The sequence below is a fragment of the SAR86 cluster bacterium genome, from assembly GCA_023703675.1.
GTDB lineage: Bacteria > Pseudomonadota > Gammaproteobacteria > Magnimaribacterales > AG-339-G14 > AG-339-G14.
In genome coordinates, this window is record CP097974.1 from 1,034,582 (window position 1) to 1,058,884 (window position 24,303).

General features: G+C 32.7%; 24 protein-coding genes and 1 pseudogene. 16 read left to right on the plus strand and 9 right to left on the minus strand.

Annotated features, from left to right (window positions below):
• Positions 1-4 precede the first annotated feature (4 nt).
• From M9C82_05370 to M9C82_05380, 3 genes are read right to left on the minus strand one after another with little or no spacing between them, the layout of a single operon-like run.
• Positions 5-670, minus strand: coding sequence for a nucleotidyltransferase family protein (locus M9C82_05370; protein URQ73379.1), 666 nt, complete (start codon positions 668-670; stop codon positions 5-7).
• Positions 667-1,686: a phosphotransferase gene (locus M9C82_05375; GenBank protein URQ73380.1), complete on the minus strand. Its 1,020-nt coding sequence runs from the start codon at positions 1,684-1,686 to the stop codon at positions 667-669. The genes M9C82_05370 and M9C82_05375 overlap by 4 nt, the downstream gene beginning before the upstream one ends.
• Before the next feature lie 9 nt (positions 1,687-1,695).
• Positions 1,696-2,556 (minus strand): NAD(P)-dependent oxidoreductase, encoded by an 861-nt coding sequence (locus M9C82_05380; protein ID URQ73381.1) that lies wholly within the window; start codon positions 2,554-2,556, stop codon positions 1,696-1,698.
• 70 nt (positions 2,557-2,626) lie between these two features.
• Here M9C82_05380 and lptD point away from each other — a divergent pair, with 70 nt between their 5' ends.
• Genes lptD through M9C82_05425 form a run of 9 tightly spaced genes read left to right on the plus strand, consistent with a single transcriptional unit; the run spans position 2,627 to position 12,954 of the window.
• On the plus strand, positions 2,627-4,699 hold the full coding sequence (gene lptD, locus M9C82_05385) for an LPS assembly protein LptD (protein ID URQ73382.1): 2,073 nt from the start codon (positions 2,627-2,629) through the stop codon (positions 4,697-4,699).
• A 9-nt stretch (positions 4,700-4,708) separates the two neighbouring features.
• A complete protein-coding gene (locus M9C82_05390; GenBank protein URQ73383.1) occupies positions 4,709-5,950 on the plus strand; it encodes a peptidylprolyl isomerase in 1,242 nt (413 codons plus the stop codon).
• Positions 5,947-6,909, plus strand: coding sequence for a 4-hydroxythreonine-4-phosphate dehydrogenase PdxA (pdxA, locus tag M9C82_05395; GenBank protein URQ73384.1), 963 nt, complete (start codon positions 5,947-5,949; stop codon positions 6,907-6,909). The genes M9C82_05390 and pdxA overlap by 4 nt, the downstream gene beginning before the upstream one ends.
• Positions 6,909-7,694 carry a 16S rRNA (adenine(1518)-N(6)/adenine(1519)-N(6))-dimethyltransferase RsmA gene (gene rsmA, locus M9C82_05400; protein ID URQ73385.1) on the plus strand — a complete coding sequence of 262 codons (786 nt, stop codon included), beginning with the start codon at positions 6,909-6,911 and terminating at the stop codon, positions 7,692-7,694. The genes pdxA and rsmA overlap by 1 nt, the downstream gene beginning before the upstream one ends.
• Positions 7,687-8,520 carry a symmetrical bis(5'-nucleosyl)-tetraphosphatase gene (locus M9C82_05405; protein URQ73386.1) on the plus strand — a complete coding sequence of 278 codons (834 nt, stop codon included), beginning with the start codon at positions 7,687-7,689 and terminating at the stop codon, positions 8,518-8,520. The genes rsmA and M9C82_05405 overlap by 8 nt, the downstream gene beginning before the upstream one ends.
• Entirely contained in the window at positions 8,517-9,584 is a 1,068-nt protein-coding gene (locus M9C82_05410) for a tRNA nucleotidyl transferase (protein URQ73387.1), read from the plus strand. Before M9C82_05405 ends, M9C82_05410 begins: the two co-directional genes overlap by 4 nt.
• Positions 9,577-10,296 (plus strand): pteridine reductase, encoded by a 720-nt coding sequence (locus tag M9C82_05415; GenBank protein ID URQ73388.1) that lies wholly within the window; start codon positions 9,577-9,579, stop codon positions 10,294-10,296. Before M9C82_05410 ends, M9C82_05415 begins: the two co-directional genes overlap by 8 nt.
• Positions 10,297-10,308: 12 nt before the next feature.
• Positions 10,309-11,364 (plus strand): phosphotransferase family protein, encoded by a 1,056-nt coding sequence (locus M9C82_05420; GenBank protein ID URQ73389.1) that lies wholly within the window; start codon positions 10,309-10,311, stop codon positions 11,362-11,364.
• Between the two features lie 3 nt (positions 11,365-11,367).
• Positions 11,368-12,954, plus strand: a complete 1,587-nt coding sequence (locus tag M9C82_05425) for an MFS transporter (GenBank protein URQ73390.1) — start codon at positions 11,368-11,370, stop codon at positions 12,952-12,954.
• On the opposite strand, the gene folK is transcribed toward M9C82_05425, so the two are convergent.
• From folK to tsaD, 3 genes are read right to left on the minus strand one after another with little or no spacing between them, the layout of a single operon-like run.
• On the minus strand, positions 12,951-13,427 hold the full coding sequence (gene folK / locus M9C82_05430) for a 2-amino-4-hydroxy-6-hydroxymethyldihydropteridine diphosphokinase (protein ID URQ73391.1): 477 nt from the start codon (positions 13,425-13,427) through the stop codon (positions 12,951-12,953). The two genes, M9C82_05425 and folK, sit on opposite strands and share 4 nt — an antisense overlap.
• Entirely contained in the window at positions 13,427-13,777 is a 351-nt protein-coding gene (gene folB / locus M9C82_05435; protein ID URQ73392.1) for a dihydroneopterin aldolase, read from the minus strand. The genes folK and folB overlap by 1 nt, the downstream gene beginning before the upstream one ends.
• Position 13,778: 1 nt before the next feature.
• Positions 13,779-14,792 (minus strand): tRNA (adenosine(37)-N6)-threonylcarbamoyltransferase complex transferase subunit TsaD, encoded by a 1,014-nt coding sequence (tsaD, locus tag M9C82_05440; protein URQ73393.1) that lies wholly within the window; start codon positions 14,790-14,792, stop codon positions 13,779-13,781.
• A gap of 84 nt (positions 14,793-14,876) precedes the next feature.
• On the opposite strand from tsaD, the gene rpsU reads away from it, so the two are divergent.
• Positions 14,877-15,095, plus strand: a complete 219-nt coding sequence (gene rpsU, locus M9C82_05445; protein ID URQ73394.1) for a 30S ribosomal protein S21 — start codon at positions 14,877-14,879, stop codon at positions 15,093-15,095.
• Between the two features lie 10 nt (positions 15,096-15,105).
• The gene (locus M9C82_05450) at positions 15,106-15,555 is read left to right on the plus strand and encodes a GatB/YqeY domain-containing protein (GenBank protein URQ73395.1); all 450 of its coding nucleotides are present in this window, start codon (positions 15,106-15,108) and stop codon (positions 15,553-15,555) included.
• On the opposite strand, the gene M9C82_05455 is transcribed toward M9C82_05450, so the two are convergent.
• The gene (locus M9C82_05455) at positions 15,547-16,140 is read right to left on the minus strand and encodes a riboflavin synthase subunit alpha (GenBank protein ID URQ73396.1); all 594 of its coding nucleotides are present in this window, start codon (positions 16,138-16,140) and stop codon (positions 15,547-15,549) included. The genes M9C82_05450 and M9C82_05455 overlap by 9 nt on opposite strands.
• The gene (pyrE, locus tag M9C82_05460; protein URQ73397.1) at positions 16,141-16,695 is read right to left on the minus strand and encodes an orotate phosphoribosyltransferase; all 555 of its coding nucleotides are present in this window, start codon (positions 16,693-16,695) and stop codon (positions 16,141-16,143) included.
• A gap of 27 nt (positions 16,696-16,722) precedes the next feature.
• Here pyrE and gmk point away from each other — a divergent pair, with 27 nt between their 5' ends.
• From gmk to recG, 5 genes and pseudogenes are all read left to right on the plus strand, one after another.
• On the plus strand, positions 16,723-17,346 hold the full coding sequence (gmk, locus tag M9C82_05465) for a guanylate kinase (GenBank protein URQ73398.1): 624 nt from the start codon (positions 16,723-16,725) through the stop codon (positions 17,344-17,346).
• A 31-nt stretch (positions 17,347-17,377) separates the two neighbouring features.
• Positions 17,378-17,554, plus strand: a pseudogene (gene rpoZ / locus M9C82_05470) (DNA-directed RNA polymerase subunit omega).
• A gap of 127 nt (positions 17,555-17,681) precedes the next feature.
• The gene (locus M9C82_05475; protein ID URQ73399.1) at positions 17,682-19,820 is read left to right on the plus strand and encodes a bifunctional (p)ppGpp synthetase/guanosine-3',5'-bis(diphosphate) 3'-pyrophosphohydrolase; all 2,139 of its coding nucleotides are present in this window, start codon (positions 17,682-17,684) and stop codon (positions 19,818-19,820) included.
• A complete protein-coding gene (locus M9C82_05480; protein URQ73400.1) occupies positions 19,817-20,194 on the plus strand; it encodes a Rid family detoxifying hydrolase in 378 nt (125 codons plus the stop codon). The genes M9C82_05475 and M9C82_05480 overlap by 4 nt, the downstream gene beginning before the upstream one ends.
• Complete coding sequence (gene recG / locus M9C82_05485) at positions 20,194-22,284, plus strand: ATP-dependent DNA helicase RecG (protein URQ73401.1); 2,091 nt, start codon at positions 20,194-20,196, stop codon at positions 22,282-22,284. Before M9C82_05480 ends, recG begins: the two co-directional genes overlap by 1 nt.
• A 3-nt stretch (positions 22,285-22,287) precedes the next feature.
• Here the strand turns inward: recG and M9C82_05490 are convergent, their stop codons facing one another.
• Complete coding sequence (locus tag M9C82_05490) at positions 22,288-24,270, minus strand: sodium-translocating pyrophosphatase (GenBank protein URQ73402.1); 1,983 nt, start codon at positions 24,268-24,270, stop codon at positions 22,288-22,290.
• Positions 24,271-24,303: the final 33 nt, after the last annotated feature.

The following is a 24,303-nucleotide window of genomic DNA, read 5'->3' on the forward strand; positions in this document are numbered from 1 at the left end:
TTTACTATTCAGCGATTAAGACGTCTAACTCTTCGATATCGCTTTTTTCATTAATGTTTTTTACCACACCTTGAAAGACCTCCCCTGACAAAAGTTTTCTTTTAGCATAGGGCAATAATAAGTCTTTCCATAGTTCTTTATTGCTTGGAATCTCTTGAGGGATTATTTCTGGATTTATAAGAGATATTCCTGAATAAGTGTATTCTTTTTTACTCAATTCAATATTAATTTTGGAATCCAGTAAATCAAAATCTCCATGACGATTTAATTTTTCTCTTACTGAAATAAGATGAGCTTTGCTCTTTGTTTTATAAGAAATTAATCGTTGAAGGGGATAATTAGTCCATAAATCTCCACTCATAAGAAGAAAAGGTGAATTATCTAAATATTTTTTTGCATGAATTAACGCCCCGCCCGTACCTAATAATTCACTTTCTTCTGAATATACTATTTTCATATCAAAAGATTTTCCATTTCCAAAATATTTAATTATTTCTTCTCCTAAATAGTGCAAGTTAATTACAACTTCGTTAATTCCAGCGCTTCTAAGTTTTATTAAATTCCACTCCAATAAAGGCTTACCTTTAATTAATATAAGTGGTTTTGGACAATCATTTGTTAAAGGTTTAAGCCTTTCTCCTTTACCTGCTGCTAAGATAAACGCCTTCATATTAGAACTGCTTCCATTTTATTTTGAAGGGGATTTTTTAAATCAGTCATTCCAATAGATAAGTTTCTTAATTCATCATATTTTGCAGACGTATTGATCAAGTAGCCTAGTAATGTTGGAAAGTCTTTCAACCTTTCTTTTCTATCAAGTTCTTCAAAGACTTGAGAAAGTTTACCCAAAATTCTCACTTGTCTTTGAATACTTGCGAAATCAATATATTTGACTAAAGTTTCATATTTAAGTTCTATCCCAAGGTTTTCTTTGATTTTGTTCAAATAAATTTTATACCATTTGGAAACTCTTTCTTGTGGCCACTCATAATAGAGATCTTTAAATAGTGAAGCCAAATCTAAACCTATGGGACCATTCAAAGCATCTTGAAAATCTAAAACTCCTGCTTTTCCAGATGGAGTTAAAATTAAATTTCTACATTCAAAATCATAATGACATATCACTTGAGGCTGATCGAGTAATTCACTACACACAAATTCATATTTATCCTTTATTGAAGAGAGAATATTGTAATCAGAAAGTTCTAAAAAACTTTTATAAAAGAAGTCTTCGAATAGAATCCAATTATCACTAAATAATTTTTGATCTAGCCTGTTAAAATTCTTGACATCTTTCTTGATTGACTGAATATTTACCAATTCATTTATTGCCTTTTCGTAAAAATAATCTGGATCTTCTTGCAAATTATATTGATAAATATTGTCCCCAAAGTCTTCTACTAATATTAATCCGAGCTTTAAATCATATGAATAGACATTTGGAACATTAACACTATATTTTTTGAATATTTCCGCCTTGTCTACGAAAGAACGCACAGACTCATCAATCCCATGAGGAACAACCATCAAAATAATAGAGTTATAGTCTTTTGAAGTTATTCTAAAGAAGCTTCTCTGACTAGATTCAATTCTTAATTTTTCTTGTTTAGCAATCCTTCCAAAGTTTAGGTACTTTAAAGAGTTTTCAAGCCAACTATCTTGTTCAGAATTTATTTCTAGATTCAAAAAATGATCCTAACTATTTTTGGCTTCATCAGGTGCAGGAATATCTTCTGGAACAAAAAAATCAGGAGCAAGTTCTGCAAAAGGAACGGAAGCGTATTTAGAAAAATCTTTAACACCGTTTTCTGCTAAAAGATTGTCATCGATGCAGAAATTTCCAGAAAATTCGTTAGAATTTTTTGTCAATATTACATGTGCTGCATCAGCCATTATCTCGGGAGTTCTTGAAATTTTAGACATTTCATCTCCTCCCAAAACGTTTTGAACTGCAGCTGTAGCAATTGCTGTTCTGGGCCATAAGGCGTTAACTGCCACGCCCTGTTCTTTAAACTCTTCTGCCATTCCTAAAACACACAAGCTCATGCCGTATTTTGCAATCGTGTATGCGACATGATTAGAAAACCAATGGGGTTTCATGTCTAAAGGTGGGGAAAGATTGAGAATGTGAGGATTATCTGACTTTAATAAATGAGGTAAACATTTCTTGGATGTTAAGAAAGTTCCCCTAGCATTTATTTGATTCATTAAATCGTATCTTTTCATATCAGTTTGCAAAGTTCCTGTCAGCTGAATTGCGCTTGCGTTATTAATACAAATATCAATCCCTCCAAATTGTTCAGCTCCTGAGGAAACCGCATTATCTACCTGTTCCTCTGATCTAATGTCACATATAACAGGGAAAGCTTTTCCGCCGGCTTGCTCTATCTCTTCTGCAGCGGTGTAAATTGTTCCAGGTAGTTTAGGGTGAGGATCAGCAGTTTTGGCTGCCAAAATTATATTAGCTCCGTCTTGAGCTGCACGTTTAGCTATAGCCAGGCCAATTCCTCTGCTGGCACCAGAAACAAATAAGGTTTTATTATTTAAGTTTGTCATTTAATCTCCTATTAAAAATTGTATTTTAACCCCCAATAGCTTCTAATATCATTACAAACGTAATTTAATTATGTTTCCATTTTCCAATAACTACTTAAGCAAACATAAAATTTTTTTTCTAGTTCTTTTCTACATAACTGGAAATAATTTACTTTCTCAAAATATTAATTATTCGGCTGGAAAAATTTCGTCAGATGCAAATAAAAGACTAATTCTTGAACAATCTGTGAAATTGAATATAGACAATATTGCTATATCAACAGAAAAATTAATCATTGACCAAGAAAAAGAAATTGGAATTGCAAAAGAGATCTCATTCAAGATTGAAGAAAATAATTTTTGGGGAGAGGCAGAAAAATTAAATTTTTCGAAAGAAAATGTTTCTTTTCAAGATACAAAATTTTCCTTATGCCCTTGTTATGAAAAGATTTGGTGGATAGAAGCATCCGAAATAAAATTTTCAGAAGATAAGGAATCAATAGAATTCAAAGATGCCAAACTTATAGTAAATGAATTCACACTCGGTGCATGGCCAAGCGGCAGCTTTCCATCAAGCTCAAAAAAAAGAAGTGGATTTCTTCTACCAGAAATAAATATCTCAAATAAATCTGGAGTAGATCTTTCTGTGCCCTACTACATGGTAATAAAAGAAAATTTGGATACAACCTTTGAGCCTAGATACATAACTAAAAGAGGATTTGGTCTTTCAAACGAATTTAGATACTTAACAAATAAACTTAATGGAGTTTTAAATAGTTCAATTTTATTTAACGATAATGAATACCAATACGACTATACTGAAAATTCTTTTAGATGGGCGGTTGGTCTAAAGCATACACAAGTGCTTAAGAAAAATTTGTTTTTACAGATTGATTATGGAAACGTAAGTGACGCTTTTTTTATTAATGATTTTGGGTCTGACTTCAGCGGTGTGTCTAAAACTTTATATACACCACAAAAATTAGTAGTCTCATCTTTTACAGAAAACACTGAGACTAAATTAATTCTAAATTCTTTTAAAATTATTGATCCTATCGGAGCAAATCAATATCAGGAACTTCCTAAAATTGAATTTTCTTATTTTGATTCACTTGAGTCGTTTAACATAGGGCTAGAAACTAGTTTCTCAATTTATAGAAAAGGAGGAGCCTTTAGGGAAAATTCGAAAGAAAGAATAAAAGTGCTTAATTTAACTCCTAGTTTTAATTTTAGTCACCAAGGAAGAGTTCTATTTACTGAAATCTCTGGAAGAATAATTAATAGTGCATTTGATTTTGAAGGATTCACTTTTAATAGAACACAACCTCAACTAAATTTTCAGGTATCTGCCAATCTTCTCAGAGAAAATCCTATTGATACTGGGTATCTTAAACCATACCTGATCATAATGTATGCTCCCGAAAAAAATCAGAAAAATCTTCCTTTAATAGATTCTGGAATTTTTTTAGACAACATAAATCTAAACAATTCTCCTCTTTTTAGTAAAAACTTACTGCCTGAACAAAAAGACATAGTTTTTGGTTTCAAAAATACTATTTTCTCAAACAGTAAAAAATTATTTGATCTTGAAGTTTCAAAAAAGATTAGCTCTGTTGATGGCTTAAAATATTCCAATGAAGTTTTTGATTTGCCTGAGCCAATTGAAATAAATTTAAGAAATTATTCTTTGAAAAATACTATTCTAGGATTTAACCTTAAGATTGATGAAAAAAGTAAATTCAATACTGCGAATCTTAAGTTCTCTCAAAAATACAAGTCGTCCTCTCTGAAATTAAATTATTTTTGGGCCAAAAATATAACCTCTTATCTTTTAAATAATTTTTTTGAAAAAAAATTAAATCAAATAGATGCAGAATATAAATTTGAGTTTTCTGAGAAGTATTTGATGAGTACAAAGTTCATTTATGATATTGAAAATTCGAATCTGACAAATACTATTTTAGGTATGGAATATGAAAATCCAGGATTGAAATTAGGATTTGCATTAATTCATTCTAAAGAATTAGATTGGATAAAGGTTATTAATCAAAGTGTCTTTGAAAATTATAATCAAGAAAGTTTTAGAATTTATTTTGAATTAAAAGGTCTAGGATCTTTAGGAAGACCTGTAGAAAACTATCTTAAAAGAAGGACTTTGAACTAAAATAACCCCATGAAAATTTTAAAAATATTTCTTTTTTTATTTATATCCGACATTCTCTATTCTGAAAGAGTAAATCTAGACAAAATAATTGCCATTGCTGGAGATGGGATTGTTATGGAATCACAACTGAATGAGGCTAAGGAAAATTATCTTGAGAACTATAAAGTTGCAAATCCAACTCAACCTCTTCCCCCTGAAGATTTTATTGAAGAGAGAATTTTAGAAAACTTGATTATTGAAGAACTGCAAATCCAAAGAGCTTTTAAAGCCGGTGTGAGAATCAGTGATCAAGAATTGAATGAATCGATGTCGAGGCTAGCAGCTAATAATAATTTAAGTCTTTTAGACTTTAAGAAAGAAATAGAATCTCAAGGTCAATCTTATGAAAAACTAAGGAAAGAGATAAAAAAAGAAATGATCATTTCAAGAGTTCAAAGAGGAATGGTTGGTCCAAAAATATTTATATCTGATCAAGAATTAAATAACTTTATAAATTCAACTGACGGACAAAATTTATTAGTAGTAGAGTATAAATTGGATCAAATACTCGTAAAAGAAGAAGAAAAAGCAAATGAAATAATTTCTTCCTTAAATCAGGGAAAAGATTTTAAAAAATTAAAGTTAGAAAATGATCAATCTAAAGAAACTGAAAATGAAATTATTTGGAACAGAATTTCAAACATACCAACTTTATTTGCTGATACAGTAACTTCGATGCAACTTGGAGAGTTTCAAGGACCAATTAAAAGTGGTGCCGGATTTCATATCCTATTTTTAGAGGATAAAAGAGGCGATACAGTAAAAATTGAGGATCAAGTTCTTTCTAGGCATATTCTAATTCAAACATCTGAGGTAAGAAGCCAAAGTCAAGCTAAAAAACTTATTTACGAAATAAAGGAGAAGTTAATAAATGGAGAATCTTTTGAAATTCTAGCGAGACTTTACTCTGACGATCCTGGGTCAAAGTTAGATGGTGGGATACTAGATTGGTCTTCGACAGATAAATATGCCACTGCCTTTAAAAATGCTTTGGATAATTCTAAAATTAATGAAGTGACAGAGCCTTTTGAAAGTTCTTTTGGATGGCATATAGCTGAAGTCTTGGATAGAAGAAGTGAAGATGTTTCAATTGAAATCCAAAAAAATAAAGCATATAGAATTCTTTTTGAAAGAAAATTTCAAGAACAATTGGAAACTTCTCTTCAAGAAATGCGCTCTCAATCATTCGTAGAAATTAAAAAAAGAACATGAAACCGATCGCAATTAGTCCTGGCGATCCAGCTGGGATTGGTCCAGAGGTTTGCCTTAAAGCTTTAAATAAAAATATAAAAAATTTAAATAATTTTATTCTTATTGGTGATATTGAACATTTTAGATCACTGAATAATAGCCTGAAATTAGATCTTAATTTTGATTTAGAGAAAAAAACCACTAATACAGTTAAGGTGTTTCAAATTCCTTTATCTGAAAAAGTGAAACTTGGTATGCCAAGCTTAAAAAATGCTAAGTATACATTAGACGTATTATTAGAAGCTTCTCTGGGAACTCTAGAAAAAAAATATTCAGCCATGATTACAGGACCAATCAATAAAAGCACAATTAACGAATACGGTTTTGAATTCTCAGGTCATACCGAATTCCTTGCTGATATTTCTAATACTAAAAACGTTGTTATGCTCTTAGCAAATAAAGCTCTAAAAGTTGCATTAGCGACTACTCACCTACCACTTAAGGATGTCGCGGCTAAAATTACAACCCAAAGATTAGAAAAATATTTGAAAATTTTAAACAATGAACTTAAGTCTAAATGGAAAATTAAAAATCCAAAAATTTGTGTTTTGGGACTTAATCCACATGCTGGAGAAAACGGCTTTCTTGGAATAGAAGAAATGGAAATAATTAGTCCGCTAATAAAAAAACTTATAAAAGAAGGATTGAATTTATCTGGACCAGAATCTGCTGATACTGCGTTTGTCCCTAATAACTTAAAAAAATTCGATGCTTTTCTCGCTATGTTTCATGACCAAGGACTTCCAGTTTTAAAAGCTTTAGGGTTCGGTGATTCCATTAATATAACCTTAGGTTTACCATTTACAAGAATCTCCGTTGATCATGGCACTGCATACGAAATAGCTGATAAGTTTTGTGCAAACGAAGCCAGTGCAATGGAAAGTTTAAAAACTGCCTTAGATATTACTCAGTCAAAGTGATGAAAGAGATCTCTCCAAAAAAAAGATTTGGCCAAAATTTTATTAACGACGAAGTATTGCTCGGCGATTTAGTTGATTTAATAAAAGTAAAAAAAAACGACGATTTTTTAGAAATTGGGCCAGGATCAGGAAATTTAACTTCTTTAATTGTATCAAGTGCAAATTCCTGTTCCTCAGTAGAAATTGATAGAGATTTAATTTCTCTTTTAAAGGAAAAATTTAAAAAAAATGATAATTTCAAAATTATTAATGAAAATATTTTAAATTTTGATTTGAAAAAATATGTTTCAAATTTTAATCAGATTCGTCTTGCAGGAAACCTACCTTACAATTTGTCTAGCCCCATAATTGACTGGTGCACTAAAAATATTTTTCTCATTAAAGATATGCACTTTATGTTTCAAAAGGAGTTTGCGTACAGATGTGCCGGCAATGAAAATTCTAAATCTTACGGAAAATTAAGTGTTATTTGTAATTATTTATTTGAAGTTGAAATCCTTAAAGAAGTAGATCGAAGCTTTTTTGTTCCTATGCCTAAAGTTGATAGTTGTTTTGTAAAATTTGTACCTCGAAAAAAGAATGTAAATTTTGAAGAATTAAATTTTTTAAAAAAAATTTTAAACTTACTATTTAACTCCAAAAGAAAAAAAATCTCTAAACCTTTGTTAAAAATATTTGAAGCAAAAGATTTAGAAAATCTAAATATAGATCTAGATATGAGACCAGACCAGTTAAGCTCAAAAAAATTTTTAGAACTTACTAAATTGATGAAAAAATATGGCTAATTACGCAGTTGGCGACATTCAAGGGTGTTACAAAGAATTTGATAAAGGTTTAAAAAAAATAAACTTTAATGAAAAAAAAGATCGTCTTTGGATTTCTGGTGATATAGTCAACAGAGGTCCTGATTCGTTAAAAACTTTAGAAAGAATTTACAGTATTCGCTCAAGTGTAAATATTGTCTTGGGAAACCACGACCTACATTTCCTTGCTAGGCATTACGCAGATAGAAAATCAGCAAAAAATGATACATTAGAAGAGTTACTAGCAAGCTCAAAATGTGAAAAGTACGCTAAGTTTTTATTGAAACAACCATTTGTTTTTTCAAAAAAAATTAAACTCAAAAATGGTGATAAGAAAAAATATATTATGGTTCATGCTGGATTGCCTCATTATTTAACTTTTAAGGAATGTATGAATCTAAATAAACTTTCACAAGAATTTTTAAGTAAAAATCCAAAAAAAAATTTAAAAAAGATTTTCTTTCATCATCGAAAAAATAACTTCAAAATCATTTCTATGAAAGACAAACTTGCCTTTTTTATTAACGCAGTAACAAGAATAAGAATTTGCGATAAAGAAGGAAAAATTATGTTTGCTTTCAAAAAAGGTTTAAAGGATCTTCCTTTTAACTTTGTTCCTTGGTTTAAATTAAAAATAAGCGCTTTAACACGAAACGATCGACTAATATTTGGCCACTGGGCTGCATTGAACGGTAAAACAAATAAACAAAATATAATAGGCCTGGATACTGGATGTGTTTGGGGGAATAAACTTACTTTTTTGAGACTCGAGGATAATAAGAAATATTTTATTAAAAAGATTAAATGAAAATTTATTTGGTTGGAGGAGCTATAAGAGATGAACTCTTGGGTATTAAATCCTTAGAAAAAGATTGGGTCGTAATTGGATCGAGTGCTAAAGAAATGTTGGAGAGTGGTTTCATTTCGGTTGGTAAAAGTTTTCCAGTATTTTTACATCCTAAGACGAAAGAAGAATACGCGCTTGCAAGAAAAGAGATAAAAGTTGAGCTTGGCCATAAAGGCTTTAAATTTGATGTGAATAAGGACATTGGCTTAGAGGAAGATTTATTAAGAAGAGATTTAACTATCAATGCAATTGCAAAGTCTAATAAAGGCGAATTGATAGATCCTTATGGAGGAATTCAAGATATCGAAAATAGAGTTTTGAAACATATCTCTGAGGCCTTTTCCGAAGACCCATTAAGAGTGTTTAGGGTGGCAAGGTTTTATTGTTACTTGAGTAAGTTCAATTTTGAGATTCACGAAGATACTCTGATCTTAATGAAAGATCTCTGTAATTCAGAAGATTTAGATAATTTATCGTTCGAAAGAATTTGGATGGAAACTGAAAAGTGCTTATCTTTAAAAAATTCCTATCTTTACTTTGAGGCTCTTCATGATGTGGGGGCTTCCACTGTTTTTAGTTGCGATACTAATCAATTCAAAAAAAATTTACTCAAACTTAAAAAGACTGAAGTTTCTAATTTAGACGCTCAAGATAAATGGGCAATTTTGACAATGAATTTAGAACTTACAGATAAAGTAAAAATTCCTAATTCCTTCAAGAAATCGGCTTTAAACTTTTCAAATATTATTGAAACGCTTAGAAATGAAAATTCTCCTGAAATATTATTAGAAGCAATTATGAAAATCGATGGATTTAGAAATAAAAAAAGTGCTTTGAAAACTTTTAATTTATACTCGATGCTGGTTGCTGAAAGTGGCGCTCTAAAAAAGTTAAACTTAAATAGCCTTCTGGGAGAGTTGTCAAAAGTAAAGCCAAATAAAAATTTTGATAAAGATTCAAATTTAATAAAAAAAGATATTTACAAAAAAAGGCTATCAATAATCAAAGAACATTTAAATGAGTAAAGTAGTTTTAGTAACAGGAGGAGCAAAAAGAATTGGAAAATCAATTTGTAAAAAATTCCATGAAAACGAATTTTCTATAATCTGTCATTATAACTCCTCAGAAGATGATGCTAACAAACTCAAAGAGAGTTTAAATTCAATAAGAAAAGATTCGGTTGAAATTGTTCAATTTGATCTCAATGATATTGACAAGTACGGATCGTTTTGTGAGAGTGTTATAGAAAAATTTGGAAGAATAGATGTTTTGATAAATAATGCTTCTTCCTTTTACTCAACGCCAATTTTTGATAGAAGTAAGGATGCTTGGGATGATCTGATAAATTCAAATGTTAAAGGTCCTCACGAAATAATCAAAAATCTTAAGGAAAATCTCAAAGAAAATTTAGGAGTGATCATAAATTTATCTGACGCAATGATTATCAGAGGCATGAAAGATTATTCAATTTATTCAATTGCTAAAGGTGGATTAGAAACATTGACCAAGTCTCTTGCAAAAGAATTGGCTCCTGAGATAAGAGTAAATGCTGTTGCTCCAGGAGCAATCCTATTGCCCACCGATGGTTCTTCAAATGAAGAAAAACTAATTTCTACTATTCCTCTTGGAAGAATAGGAAATGAAGAAGATATTTCTTCTGCGGTATTTCATCTCTATAAAAATAAGTACATCACTGGTCAAGTCCTTAGAGTTGATGGTGGAAGATCTCTTAATTAAGATTGTCTAACTATGATAAAAAAAGTGGAGGGAGAAATGAATGGCACCAAAGAAATGTCTGAAAAACATTTCATTGATGCAAAAATTTTAAATGATTATCTTGAAAATAACATTGACGCTTATGAAGGGCCTCTGAACATAGAAGAATTCATTGGTGGGCAATCCAATCCAACCTATTTATTAAAGACTCCATCAGCATCATATGTTTTAAGAAGAAAGCCTCCTGGGAACCTTTTAAAATCAGCTCACGCGGTGGATAGAGAATATAGAGTTATATCTGCGCTAAATAATACCAATGTTCCAGTTCCTAAAGCGTACCTCCACTGCGAGGACGAATCTTTGATAGGAACAGAATTTTTCGTGATGGAATTTATAAATGGAAGCGTAATTTGGGATCCTGATATTCCTCACGGAACAAATTCCGATAGAACACAAATTTATGAATCTATGAATAAGACCATTAAGAGACTTCATAAAGTAGATCCTATAAAAATTGGTTTAGAAGATTTTGGCAAACCGGGAAATTATGTTGGAAGGCAAGTGGCGAGATGGTCTAAACAATATGAATTATCTGAAACTGAAAAAATTCCTGCAATGGATAGCCTTATTCAATGGCTACCAAAAAATCTTCCATCAGAGAAACCCACCCGCTTAGTTCATGGCGATTTTAGTTTAACCAACGTAATAGTGAACAATGATTCAAACGAAATAGCATCTATTTTAGACTGGGAACTTTCGACTTTGGGCGATCCGATTGCTGATTTTAGTTATCATTGTTTGAGATATCTAGACAATCCCGTTCTGTCAAATGAACAGGAATGTTTAAGACTTGGAATTCCAACTTACAAAGATTATGTAAAAATGTATTTCGAAGGGTCAGATTTTGATATCAAACCAGACGAATGGAATCTTTACATGGCATTTAATATGTTTAAAATCGCCGCTATTTTACAAGGTATTACTGGAAGAGTTAGAGATGGTACAGCCGCAGGAAAAGATGCTGATAAACTTTTTCCTCAAACAGTTGAACTAGCAACTAATGCTTGGAAGCTAATCAACAGCAATTAAATTATGGAAAGCAATTTTAAACCTAAGTTAGATAGCAACTACTCCTACTATGTTTTATCCGTATTGCTTGTGGTCTACATTTTCAATTTTTTAGATCGTCAAATAATTGCCATTCTTGCCAACGATATAAGAGAAGATTTAGGAATTTCTCTTAGCGATCTTGGATTTTTGTACGGGACTGCTTTTGCAATATTTTATTCAATTGTAGGAATTCCTTTAGCTAAATTAGCAGATACTTGGCACCGGAATTATTTAATTTCTGCCGGAGTTGCAATATGGAGTTTAATGACAGCTGCCTCAGGCTTGATGCGAAGTTTCGTTGGTTTAGCCGTTTGTAGAATTGGAGTTGGAATTGGAGAATCTAGCGCAAGTCCAGCAGCCTACTCTTTGCTTTCAGATTATTTCTCAACCAATGTGAAAACAACCGTTTATTCAATTTATTCAAGCGGGATATATATTGGTGGTGGCATAGGAATATTTTTAGGTGGTTGGATTGCTGACTCTTGGAATAATATTTATCCAATAGCTGAGCAAGCGCCTTTTCAATTAGCGGGATGGCAGATTGCTTTCATTAGTGTCGGGTTACCTGGACTATTAATTGCACTGTTGGTTTTAACAATAAAAGAGCCAATTCGAGGTCACTCGGAAGGAATACAAATAGAAAAAGAAGAAAGGCCATTTTTTGAAGCCGGTAAAATTTTATCAGGCATCCTTCCTATCTCTTCTTTAGTTTCTCTGCTTTACAAGAAAGAAAAATCTTCAGAAATTTATTATCAAATTATTATGACATTCGGAATTATTTCTCTTGTCACGATAATGAGTTATTTGACAGGAGACATACTGCAATGGGGCGCGTTTGGACTTGGCCTGTTTACTCTTCTTAGTTGGATTCAGACAGTGAAACTTAATGATCCGATTGCATTTTCTTTGGGTTTTAAATCCAAAACAATAATTTTTAGCATGATTGGCTTTCCATTAATAAGTTTTATGGGCTACGCTGTAAGTGCATTTTTGCCAGCTTATTTCATTGAAACATTTGAAGTTACAAAAACTGTAGCAGGAAGAAATCTTGGATTACAAAGCGCTATCTTTGGATTTTTTGGTTTATTGACTGGAGGACTTTTTTCAGATTATTTAAGAAAAAAATATTTAAATGGAAGAATTTATGTGGGGATTTTTGCTGTAGTGACCTCTCCAATTTCAATTATTTTAGCTCTCCAATCCAAGGATTTATTTACTTTTTACGTTTTTCATATCATTTGGTCTTATGTTTCAACGCTTTGGGTGGGACTATGTGTTGCCACGGTAACTGATATGGTTTTGCCTAGAATGAGAGCTATGATTTCAGCTTTTTGGATTCTTATGGCTTCGGTTGTGGGATTATCACTAGGGCCTTATTCTATTGGCAAACTTGCTGATTATTTTATTTCATTGGACTATTCTTCAGCTAACTCAATCAGCTATTCCATACAAATATGGTGTTCTGTATTCATAATAAGTCTAATCGCGCTGACTCTTGCAGCAAAATATCTTCCTGAAGAAGAAAATTCAAAAGTAGAAAGAGCTAGATTATTAGGCGAACAAATTTAATTTATTTTTTCTACCTCACTTAAGAAAGAATTTTTTTCTTTCAATAATTTTTCTATGCTTTTTTGGTTAACTGGATGAACGAATTCAGAATAAATTTCCGCAAAAGGAACCAGAACGAATGAATATTTGAGAATGTCTTTGTGAGGAAGAGTTATCTTCCCTTCTGAGATTTCATCATTGAAAGTCAATAGGTCTAAATCAATTAATCTATCTGAAAATTTATTAACATTTTTTACTCGACCCATTTCTTTTTCTATTTTTTTCAACTTGCAATATGTCTCTTCTAAATCAACTTTAACCTCGCAAAGAATAACTTGATTTAAAAAATCGTTTCCCTCAAAACCCATTGACTTACTTTTGTATATTTTTGAGGTTTTTTTTAAAGCAGCAAACTTTGCAATCTCGTGTATAGCTTTTTCTAAATTTAATTGTGGTTCAATATTGCTTCCAAGACTAATAGTAATCAAAGACATCAATTTGATCTCGAAATTTTTACACCAACATTCCTTGAACCTCTCAAGGCTCCTGGCTTGCTTACTTTTACAGTCACTTTTTTTATCTCTTTATTTTTTAAAACAAGCTTAGCAACTTCGTCAGCCATTTTTTCTACTAAAAAAAAAGAAGAGTTTTCAACGAGATTTATAACGCCTTTGCCAATAGATTTATAGTTTAAAGCATCATCAATGTTATCTGTTTTTCCAGCCTTGCTGATGTCAAAATCCATTTCTAGGTTGATATTAACTATTTGTTTAACTTCTCTTTCCCATCCGAAAATCCCAATGATCGTTTCAATTTCTAAATCCTCTATAAAAACTTTATCCATATCAAATCTCTTCTAGACTCCATCTAGGATTTACTGAAATATTATTTTCTTTATCACAAGAACTAAACTTTTCAAATCCTGAGAAAGCTATCATTGCTCCGTTATCTGTGCAATGTGAAAAATCAGGATAAATCACAGTATATTTTTTTCCTAATTCTTCATTAAATCTTTTCCTAAGTTGCTTATTAGCTGCAACTCCTCCAGAAAGCACTACTTGGTCTAGATTAAAATCAATCAACACTTTTTTTGTCTTATACAATAAACAATCTATGGCGGCTTCTTGAAATTCTAGGCTAATGTCTGAAATAGTTTGTTTTGTAAATTCATTTTTTTTCTTTAAAGAATTTACTTTATATAAAACAGCTGTTTTCAAACCGCTAAAGCTGAAATTATAATCTTCAGATTTCAGGATAGGGCGAGGAAAGCTATCTTTCATTTTTTTTCCATTTACAGCATTTTTTTCAATTTCGGGTCCGCCCGGATATCGTAACCCTAACAATTTAGCCGTTTTATCAAAAGCTTCTCCAACAGCATCATCTATTGTTTGCCCAAGAATTTTATAAACTCCGGAGCTCTCGACTTTCGCTAAAATAGTGTGTCCTCCAGATACCAAAAGAGTCAAAAACGGATATTTTAATTGTGGGGCATCATATTTTGCCATTAGAAGATGGGCTTCCATATGATGCACAGGAATAACAGGAACATCTAAAGCAAAGCCTAAAGATTTTGCAAATGCTGATCCAACCATTAATGGCCCTCTCAATCCAGGCCCTTTTGTATAAGCAATTGCGTCAATATTTTTTAGACTCATATTAGAATCATCTAGGCCTTTTTTTAAAAGTGGTAAAAGTTTATTTGTATGATCTCTAGCTGCTAACTCTGGAACTACTCCTCCGTAAAGAGAATGTTTGTCAGCTTGACTGAATAAAGATTCAAAAATAATCTTATTTTCTACTCCATCATATAAAGCAATGCCTGTTTCGTCACATGAAGTTTCAATTCCTAAAATAAGCATTTATAAATAATATCAGATGGAAATCTGCATCCAAAAATTTTGCATTATCTTCTATTGATATATAGAATTGCCATCTTACAAAGTATGCCAATAATTAAATTAAAAGATACCGAATCCTTTGATGCAGGATTAAGACGTTTTAAAAGATCTTGTGATAAAGCTGGAGTCATTGCTGAAGTAAGAAAAAGAGAGTTTTACGAAAAACCTACATCTGTTAGAAAACGCAAAGCTGCTGCTGCCGTCAAAAGGGCTTCGAAAAGAAGAAAACTCGGTACCATGCCTCCTTTACGAGCTAGATTTTAGTAATTACTGAATGTCAAAAGAACTCATATCTTCTATTCAAGAAGAAGTAAAAATATCTTTGAAATCTGGGGATAAATTTAAAGCCTCTACCCTAAGACTTATCGTCTCCGAATTAAAATTAGAAGAAAAGAATAAGTCTTCTGAATTAACTAGTGAAGAGTCAGTAACGATCATGGCTAGAATGATCAAGCAAAGGAAAGACTCCATAACTCAATTTGAATCTGCAAATCGGTTAGAGTTAGCACAAAAAGAAAAAGATGAAATTGGAATTATACAAACCTTTCTTCCAGAGCAAATATCTGATGAAGATTTATCCAGTCTAATTGAAGAGATAATTAAGGAAACTGGTGCCGAATCAATAAAAGATATGGGCAAAGTGATGGGAGCTCTTAAACCAAGAATTGTTGGAAAAGCAGATCCCGGATTTGCCAGTTCTATAGTCAAAAAATTATTATCTTAATTTTTTAATAGTTTCTACGATGGTAACAGTTTGTTGATCAGCTTCAATGTTCAATAAATCGCCTTTTTTTAAAAATTTTAAATTAGTATTTTCCAAAGTTTCAGGAATTAAAGAAACTGAAAAAGACTTGCTATCAACGTTAACTACCGTAAGGCTAATTCCATTCAAAGCGACATAGCCTTTTTTCAAAATATACCCCTTAATAGATTTAGGAAGTTCAATTTTTAAAAGAGTCTCTTTGGATTTTTTAAAGTCAAGAATTTTACCTTTAGAATGTACGTGGCCAGAAACCAGATGGCCGCCAATTTCATCTCCCATTTTTAAAGATCTCTCTAGGTTCAAAGGTAGCTCAGAATTTAAACTTTTTAGATTAGTCAATTTTAGAGACTCATGGATTACATCGAAATTTATGGTGTCGGAGTTAAATTTCTTTACTGTTAAACAAACTCCGTTAACTGCGACACTGTCTCCTTTCTTAAGACCTTTAGTAAATTTTTTTGTTACTCTAACTGATAAATTAATACCATAATCTCTTGATTTTACTTCTGTCTTTTTTGAAAATTCTTGAACAATTCCGCTAAACATTTATAACTCTAAGTCAGAAAAGCTTGCTACTGAATAGATTGCTATTCCCTCATCGCTTAAGCTTGATTTATAAGATTTTCCTTCTGCATTTTTTTCTTCTCTGTCGAAAGCAACTAATGCTGCTACTAAATCGGCATCATTTTTTTTTAAATATTCCACAGTTCCTCTTATCGCTGTTCCTGCGGTTAGCACATCATCGACAATAATAACTTTTTTATTTTTTAAGAGCCCTATAAATTCTCCCCCTTCACCGTGTAGCTTTTCTTCTTTTCTATCAAAAACGAGACTCACCCTATTATTGGTTTTATTAAAATATTCAATACCAACCGCCGTAGCTAAAGGTATGCCTTTGTAGGCCGGACCAAATATACAGTCAAACTCTAGATCATTTTTTTGAATTAATTCGACATAGTGTTTTGATAATTCATATATGGAACTATTTTCAAAAAATTTAGAAATATCAAAAAAGTATTTGCTTTTTATTCCAGATTTGAGCGTGAAATCCCCATATTGTAAGGCGTCTAATTCCAAGGCTTTATCTAAAAAAGAGTGCATATAAGTGATATTCTAGACATTTTCTTTATGGATAAAAACTTAAATAATATATTTGTAATTTCGAGTCCTTCTGGCGGGGGAAAATCTAGCCTAATAGAAGCTTTATTTTCAGATGAAAGAGCAGAAAAAATTAAATTATCAGTTTCTTTTACAACAAGAGAAATTAGATCTTCTGAAAAAGATCAAAAAGATTACATCTTTATTAAAGAAGATGAATTTATGAAGAAAATAAATGACGGAGATTTCATTGAATATGCAAAAGTTTTTGATAATTTTTATGGAACTGATAAGTTTCTAACAGAAAGAATACTTAAATCTAAAGACATAATTTTAGAGTTAGACTGGCAAGGAGCTTTTAGTATAAAAAAAACTTTCAAAAATGTCGTAAGCATCTTTTTAATTCCTCCATCCTATAAAGACTTAGAAAAAAGACTTACTATTAGAGGAACTGAATCTGACAGATCCATGAATCTTCGTTTATCGGCTGCCAAGGATGAAATATCGAAATATAAATCTTACGATTATTTAATTTTAAACGACAATTTTAAAAGTGCCTTGAAAGATTTTAAAACCATTATTTTTGAAAAAAAATCTCCAAGCGAGTTCAAAACCAGAGTGACGAGTGATCTTTTAAGAAAGTTGCTGGATTAAAAAGGTTTTTTTCATTAGAATCGTCTCTCTTATGGCTAGAATTACTGTAGAAGATTGTCTTAAACAAATTCCTAATCGATACGAGATGGTAAAACTCGCTGCTAAAAGAGTGAAGCAACTCGCGGTTGACGGTAGAGAGCCAACTTTAGACCCCGACGATGATAAGCCAACTGTGATTGCTTTAAGAGAGATTGCAGCAGGAACTGTAACAATCGAGAACATTGACAGTTTCAATTTCGATGCGTTAGAAGAAGAGTTCTCTGAACAACTTCAATCTGACGAAGAGTAAATTAGAGAATATCTAACATTCACAAGAAATTTGCTAAACTTTCTGTATGACAGCAGAGACTAAATCTATAACTAAACTAGCTTCTAGCTTAAGCGAATATCTTGACGATAAGCAGCTTGAACAAGTTAAAAAAGCTTATTTTTACGCTTCAAATGCTCATTTGGGCCAATTTAGATCAAGCGGAGATCCTTATGTCTCGCACCCAATTGCTGTAGCAAAAATATTAGCTGACTTTAAGATGGACGAAGATTGTCTCACTGCAGCAATACTGCATGATGTAATCGAAGACTCTGGAATTCCAAAATCTTATTTAAAAAATGAATTCAACATCGATGTTGCAAACCTCGTGGATGGAGTAAGCAAACTAGATAAAATTTCTTTAGCATCAAAGCAAGAAGAACAAGCAGAAAACTTTCAGAAAATGCTGCTTGCTATGTCTAAGGACATAAGAGTGATAGTTCTAAAGCTTGCAGACAGGTTGCATAATATGAGAACACTAAGGTTTCTAGACGAAGAAAAACAAAAAAGAATCGCAGTTGAAACTTTAGAGATCTACGCTCCGATAGCTCATCGCTTGGGAATGCATCAATTTTATCGAGAATTAGAAGATTTGGCTTTTGAAGTGGTCCACCCTTTTAGAAATAAGGTCTTGCAGAGTGCGATCTCGAAAAATACCAAAGGTCGAAAAAAAATACTTAAAAAAATAGAAAGTTCAATTAAAGAAAAACTCGACGAATATGAATTAAGTAGTCAGGTTACTGGCAGAAGAAAACATCTTTACGGTATTTTCAAAAAAATGAAAGCTCAGTCAAAAAGTCTAGATCAAGTTTTAGATGTTTATGCATTTAAAATTACAACCAATTCGGTCATGGACTGTTATAAAGCTCTTGGAATTCTTCATAATTCTTTCAAACCAATCGAAGGAAGATTTAAAGATTATATTGCGATTCCAAAATCGAATTCGTATCAGTCTATTCATACTGGAATAATTACCTTTGATGGTCTCCCCATCGAAGTACAAATAAGAACCAACGACATGGATGAACTTGCTGAATATGGAGTCGCTGCTCACTGGATTTACAAAACTGGAGGTAAAGAAAATCCGGCTCAAGTGAGGGCAAAAAGATGGGTTAATACTTTGATGGAAGTAAGAAAGAATGTAGAAGATCCTCAAGATTTTATTGAAATAGTTAAAACAGGTTTAGTCCCTAATGAAATTTACGTTTTTACCCCTAAGGGAGACATAATTGAATTACCAAAAGGATCGACTCCTATAGATTTTGCTTTTGCAGTCCATTCAGATATTGGGATTCATTGCAGAGGCTGTAGAATAAATAAAAATTTAGCGCCAATTAACGTTCCATTAGAGAGCGGGCAAACGATTAGTATTATTACCGATAAAATTCCGCAAGCTAATCCTTCATGGTTGGATGTTGTGAGAACTTCTCGAGCTAGAAGTTCGATAAGAAGTGTTTTAAAAGATTTAAAAATTTCTAAAGCCAGAAAATTTGGAAAATCAATTTTAGAGCAAGCTCTTGCGCCTCACGAAATTAAACTTAGAAATATCCCAAAAAATAGAATGGAAAAGCTTCTTTCCTCTATTAATGTAAAAAGTATGAGACAACTTCTCGAAGAAATTGGCTCTGGAAAGAGATCGAGCTTAGTGGTTGCTCATCAGATTATTCAATTTTTAGACTTTGATCAGACTGATTTAATTGAATTTTCAAACATACAAATTAGCGGTTCTGAAGGACTCGTTATTTCTTATGCGCCCTGTTGCCGCCCTATTCCTGGCGATAACATTATCGCTCACTTCTCCAACTCCAAAGGTATCGTCATACACACCGAGAGATGCAAAAATATTAGGTCAATTCGTAAAGATCCTGCATTGTGCGCTCAAGTGAATTGGGATGAAAAAGTAGAAGGAGATTTCTCTGTCGAGATTAAGGTTTCATCGGAAGATAAGCCTGGATTATTAGCCGAAATATCGACCGTAATTTCTAACTATCAAGCGAATATTGAAAGTTTTAAAACTGATTCTCCCATAGGTAACAGTATTCAAATGCACATTATAATGAATGTGAGCGACAGAGATCATTTAGCTAGGATAATGAGAAAATTAAGAAGATTAAGTCCGGTACTTTCAGTTTTCAGAGTTCAAAATAAAGATCTCTTTGAAGGATGAAAAAAGAAATAAATACAACGTTAGCTCCAGAAGCAATAGGAACTTACTCTCAGGCTATAGCAACTGATAATCTAGTTTTTATTTCTGGCCAGATACCTCTAGATCCAGCAACAATGGAATTAGTAAATGGAGTAGAAAATCAAATAAAACAAGTGTTTAAAAATATTGAGAGTATTTTGAAGGTGGAAAATTTATCTTTTTCAGATATTGTAAAATTAACTATTTTATTAGACGATTTAGAAAATTTTAATTTAGTAAATAAAGTAATGTCAGAATTATTTGAAAAGCCCTACCCTGCAAGAGCAGCATATGAGGTTTCAAAATTACCGAAAAATAGTTCAATTGAAATAGAAACTATAGCTCTCAAAAATTAGTGACTGAACTTTCTCTTAACAGCTCCATTGAAGATATAAGTGGTGTTGGCCCAAAAGTAAAAATTCAACTCGAAAAGTTAGGTATTGAGTCTGTTCAAGACGCACTTTTTTTTCTACCGAAAAGTTATGAGAACAGGACAAAAATTACTCAAATAAAGGATCTTGAGCCTGGAGGTGCTTTCCAAATTGAAGGAGAGATATTAGAAAGCAAAGTCTTCTATCCTGGCAGAAGATCCTTTTATGCAAAAATTACCGATGGAACAGGTTTTATCCAATTAAGGCTTTTCTTTTTTTCAAATCCTCAAGTTCAATCTTTTAAAAATGGACTTAAGATAAGAATGTATGGTGTTGTTAGGAATACTGGTAGTAAGTTAGAAATTTTCCATCCAAGCTATAAATTGTTCAGCACTGACAGAAGGCCTCCTTTAGACAATACACTTACTCCAATATATTCAGTTGGATCAAGCAAAATAACTCAATACAGGTTGAGAAATATTATTAAAAACTGTCTAGGAAAAATAAAAAATAAAAGTTCATTAGAAAGTAAGATTGATGAAGCTTTTATAGAAAAAAAAGTTTCAAACTTATCTATTAAAGAGGCTTTGAATATAATCCATGGTCCTTCTATTGAAGACGATATATTGAAAATAAAAAGCTTTAATCACCCTGCACAGAAAAGATTGATTGTAGAGGAACTTTTAACGAATTTAATAGGAGTAAAAATTTCAACTAAAAAAATAGACGCAATGAAAAGTCCTAGAATTTCATCCTCAAAAACTTTAATAGAAGAATTCCAAAAAAACCTCCCATTTAAACTCACAAGATCTCAGCTTTCAGTTATTCAGGAAATCACAGAAAGTCTGGATGGATCAAAACCTATGCGAAGATTGGTGCAAGGTGATGTTGGTTCTGGAAAAACAGTTGTGGCTGCCGCTGCAATGTTATGTGCTGCGCAAAATAACTTTCAATCCGTTTTGCTATGTCCAACAGAAGTATTAGCAGAGCAACATTTTAAAAATTTCTCTTCGTGGATGAAAAATGAAAACATAGAAATTAACTTGTTGACTGGTAAAACCAAAAAAAATGAATGGGAAAAAATTAATAAAAACTTAATTTCGGGTGACACAAAAATTCTAATTGGAACTCATGCAATTTTTCAAAAAAGAGTGGAAATGAAAAATCTTGCTTTAGTTGTTGTTGATGAGCAACAAAGATTTGGAGTAAAACAAAGATATGAGATTCTTAGAAAAACTTCTGAAGAATTATTACCACATCAATTATTTATGACAGCCACTCCAATTCCGAGAACTTTAGCCATGACAATGTTTGCTGATCTAAGTGTTTCCAAAATAACAGAATTGCCTCCAGGTAGAAATCCAATTACAACCTCAGTTATGTCTAATGAAAAGAGATCAGAGTTAATCCAAAGATTAGAGATTATTTGTGCTGAGGGAAATCAAGCCTTTTGGCTATGCACAATGATAGAAGAATCTGAAAATCTAGATGTTCAGGCAGCAGAATCAACTAAAACATGGTTAGAGAAAAATAGTTCAAAGTTAAAAATAGGACTAGTGCATAGTAAGTTAGCAAAGGCTCAAAAGGATAAGGTTATAAACGACTTTAGAGAAGGAAAAATTAATGTATTGGTTTGTACTACTGTGATAGAAGTAGGAATGGATGTTCCGAACGCTAGTTTGATGATCATTGAAAATGCTGAGAGACTGGGCCTTTCTCAATTACATCAACTTCGAGGAAGAGTTGGAAGAGGTCCTGACATGAATGCACACTGCGTGCTGTTATATGAAGGAAATCTTGGTGAAACAGCTGAAGCAAGAATGACAGCAATGAAAGAGACCAATGATGGATTCAAAATTTCTGAAATTGATTTAGAGATTAGAGGTTCAGGAGAAATCTTAGGTACAAAGCAGTCCGGAGGGATGGAATTAAAAATAGCTGACCTTATGAGAGATGCAAAATTATTAAGTAAGTCTGAAGAGATTGCTAATAATCTTTCAAGTGAAACAGAAATAGTTGAGTTACTTATGCAAAGGTGGATTGGTAATAAGGAAAATTTAATTGCTGCTCAATAACTCTTAAAGAAGTGGCGATATGACCAAACTCACAATCGCCATTACATTTATCAGAATATTCATTGATGGGCCCGAAGTGTCTTTAAAAGGATCTCCAACTGTATCTCCAACTACAGCAGCAGAATGAGTGTCTGTTCCTTTACCACCTAAATTTCCTTTTTCGATATATTTTTTTGCATTGTCCCAAGCTCCTCCAGCATTAGCCATCATCAAAGCCATTGAGACGCAACCAATTAATCCACCACCAAGCATTCCGCCAAGAGATTCTGGACTCAGTCCAAAACCAACAACTACAGGAGCGCTTACTGCGATCACACCAGGTAATAGCATTCTCTTTAAAGCAGCAGAAGTAGCTATGTCAACACATCTAGCTGTGTCAGGCTCTGCGTTTCCCTCTAAAAGTCCTGGGATTTCTCTGAATTGCCTTCTTATCTCATTGATCATATCAAATGCAGCATCTCCTACCGCAGTCATAGTAATCGATGAAATTAAAAACGGTATAGAAATACCAATAAACATTCCAACCAAAACTTGAGGATCAGACAAAACCAATTCAAATTCAGAATTGTTGTGCGAAACAGTCTCAACAAAAGCGGCAATGATTGCTAAAGCTGCCAAGGCAGCTGCTCCTATAGCAAAGCCCTTTCCAATAGCCGCTGTAGAATTTCCTAGTTCGTCAAGAGAGTCAGTTATTTCTCTTGTTTCACTTCCCATTCCTGACATTTCCGCTATTCCTCCAGCGTTGTCGGCAACTGGTCCATAAGCGTCAATTGCCATGGTGATGCCAACAGTCGCCAGCATGCCTACTGCTGCAATTCCAACACCATAAAGTCCAATCAAACTAGTTGAAGTTAAGATTATTGCAGCCAAGATTAAAATTGGTAAAACTACCGATTGCATTCCAACAGATAATCCAGTGATCATAACTGTCGCTGGTCCAGTTTCTCCAGATTTAGCAATTTTTTCTACTGGACTTGACCCAGTGTAATACTCAGTGATCAAACCAATTAAAACTCCTCCAACAGCTCCCGATAAAACTGCAAGCCAAGTGAAGATAACATTTTCTCCGAGAATTAGGTCAATTAAAAAATAAGCTGCAATAACAAACAATACAGCAGAACCCATAGTTCCAGTTCTCAAAGCAGTTCCAGGGTCGGCTTTTGAAAAAACTCTAACTATCACTATTCCTAAAATTGATGCAAGTAAACCGAGAGAAGCAAGGGCTAGAGGTAGAGCCATTAATCCACTATCGTCTAACGTAGCTGCAATTGCTATTGAAGCAATCATTGAACCACAATACGATTCGAAAATATCCGATCCCATACCAGCAACATCTCCAACGTTATCTCCAACGTTGTCAGCAATAACTCCTGGATTTCTGGGGTCATCTTCTGGAATTCCAGCTTCAACCTTACCGACTAAATCTGCTCCTACATCAGCACTTTTGGTATATATTCCTCCCCCTACTCTAGAGAATAATGCTACGCATGATGCTCCCATTCCAAAGCCCTCTATTGCTCTTGCGGTCTCTGGATCTCCGCCAAAATAAAAATACAAACCCCCTAAACCAACTAGTCCTAAGGAAGCAACACAAAGACCCATAATTGATCCACCGTAAAAAGCTACAGATAAAGCTGATTGTGCTCCCTCATTGCTTGCAGCTGTAGCCGTTCTTACATTTGCTTTAGTAGCTGCAAACATTCCGAGCCATCCAGCTAAAGATGATGATAAAGCTCCTGCCGTAACAGCAATTGCAGTGTTCAATCCAAGAAAAATATAAGATAAAACTATTAAAACTGCTACAAATAAAGCCAGATAAGAGTATTCTCTTCTCATAAAGACCATTGCTCCTAAATGAATTTGGTCTCCTATTTTTTTTACCTCATCTGAACCGCCATCAAATCTCATAACTAGCAAAAATAAAAGAAATGCAACTAAGAGACCAAGAAAGCCTAAAACTGGCGGCAAGATAAGATTAAATTCCATGATGTTTCTCCTTAAAGATCAAATTAATTTATC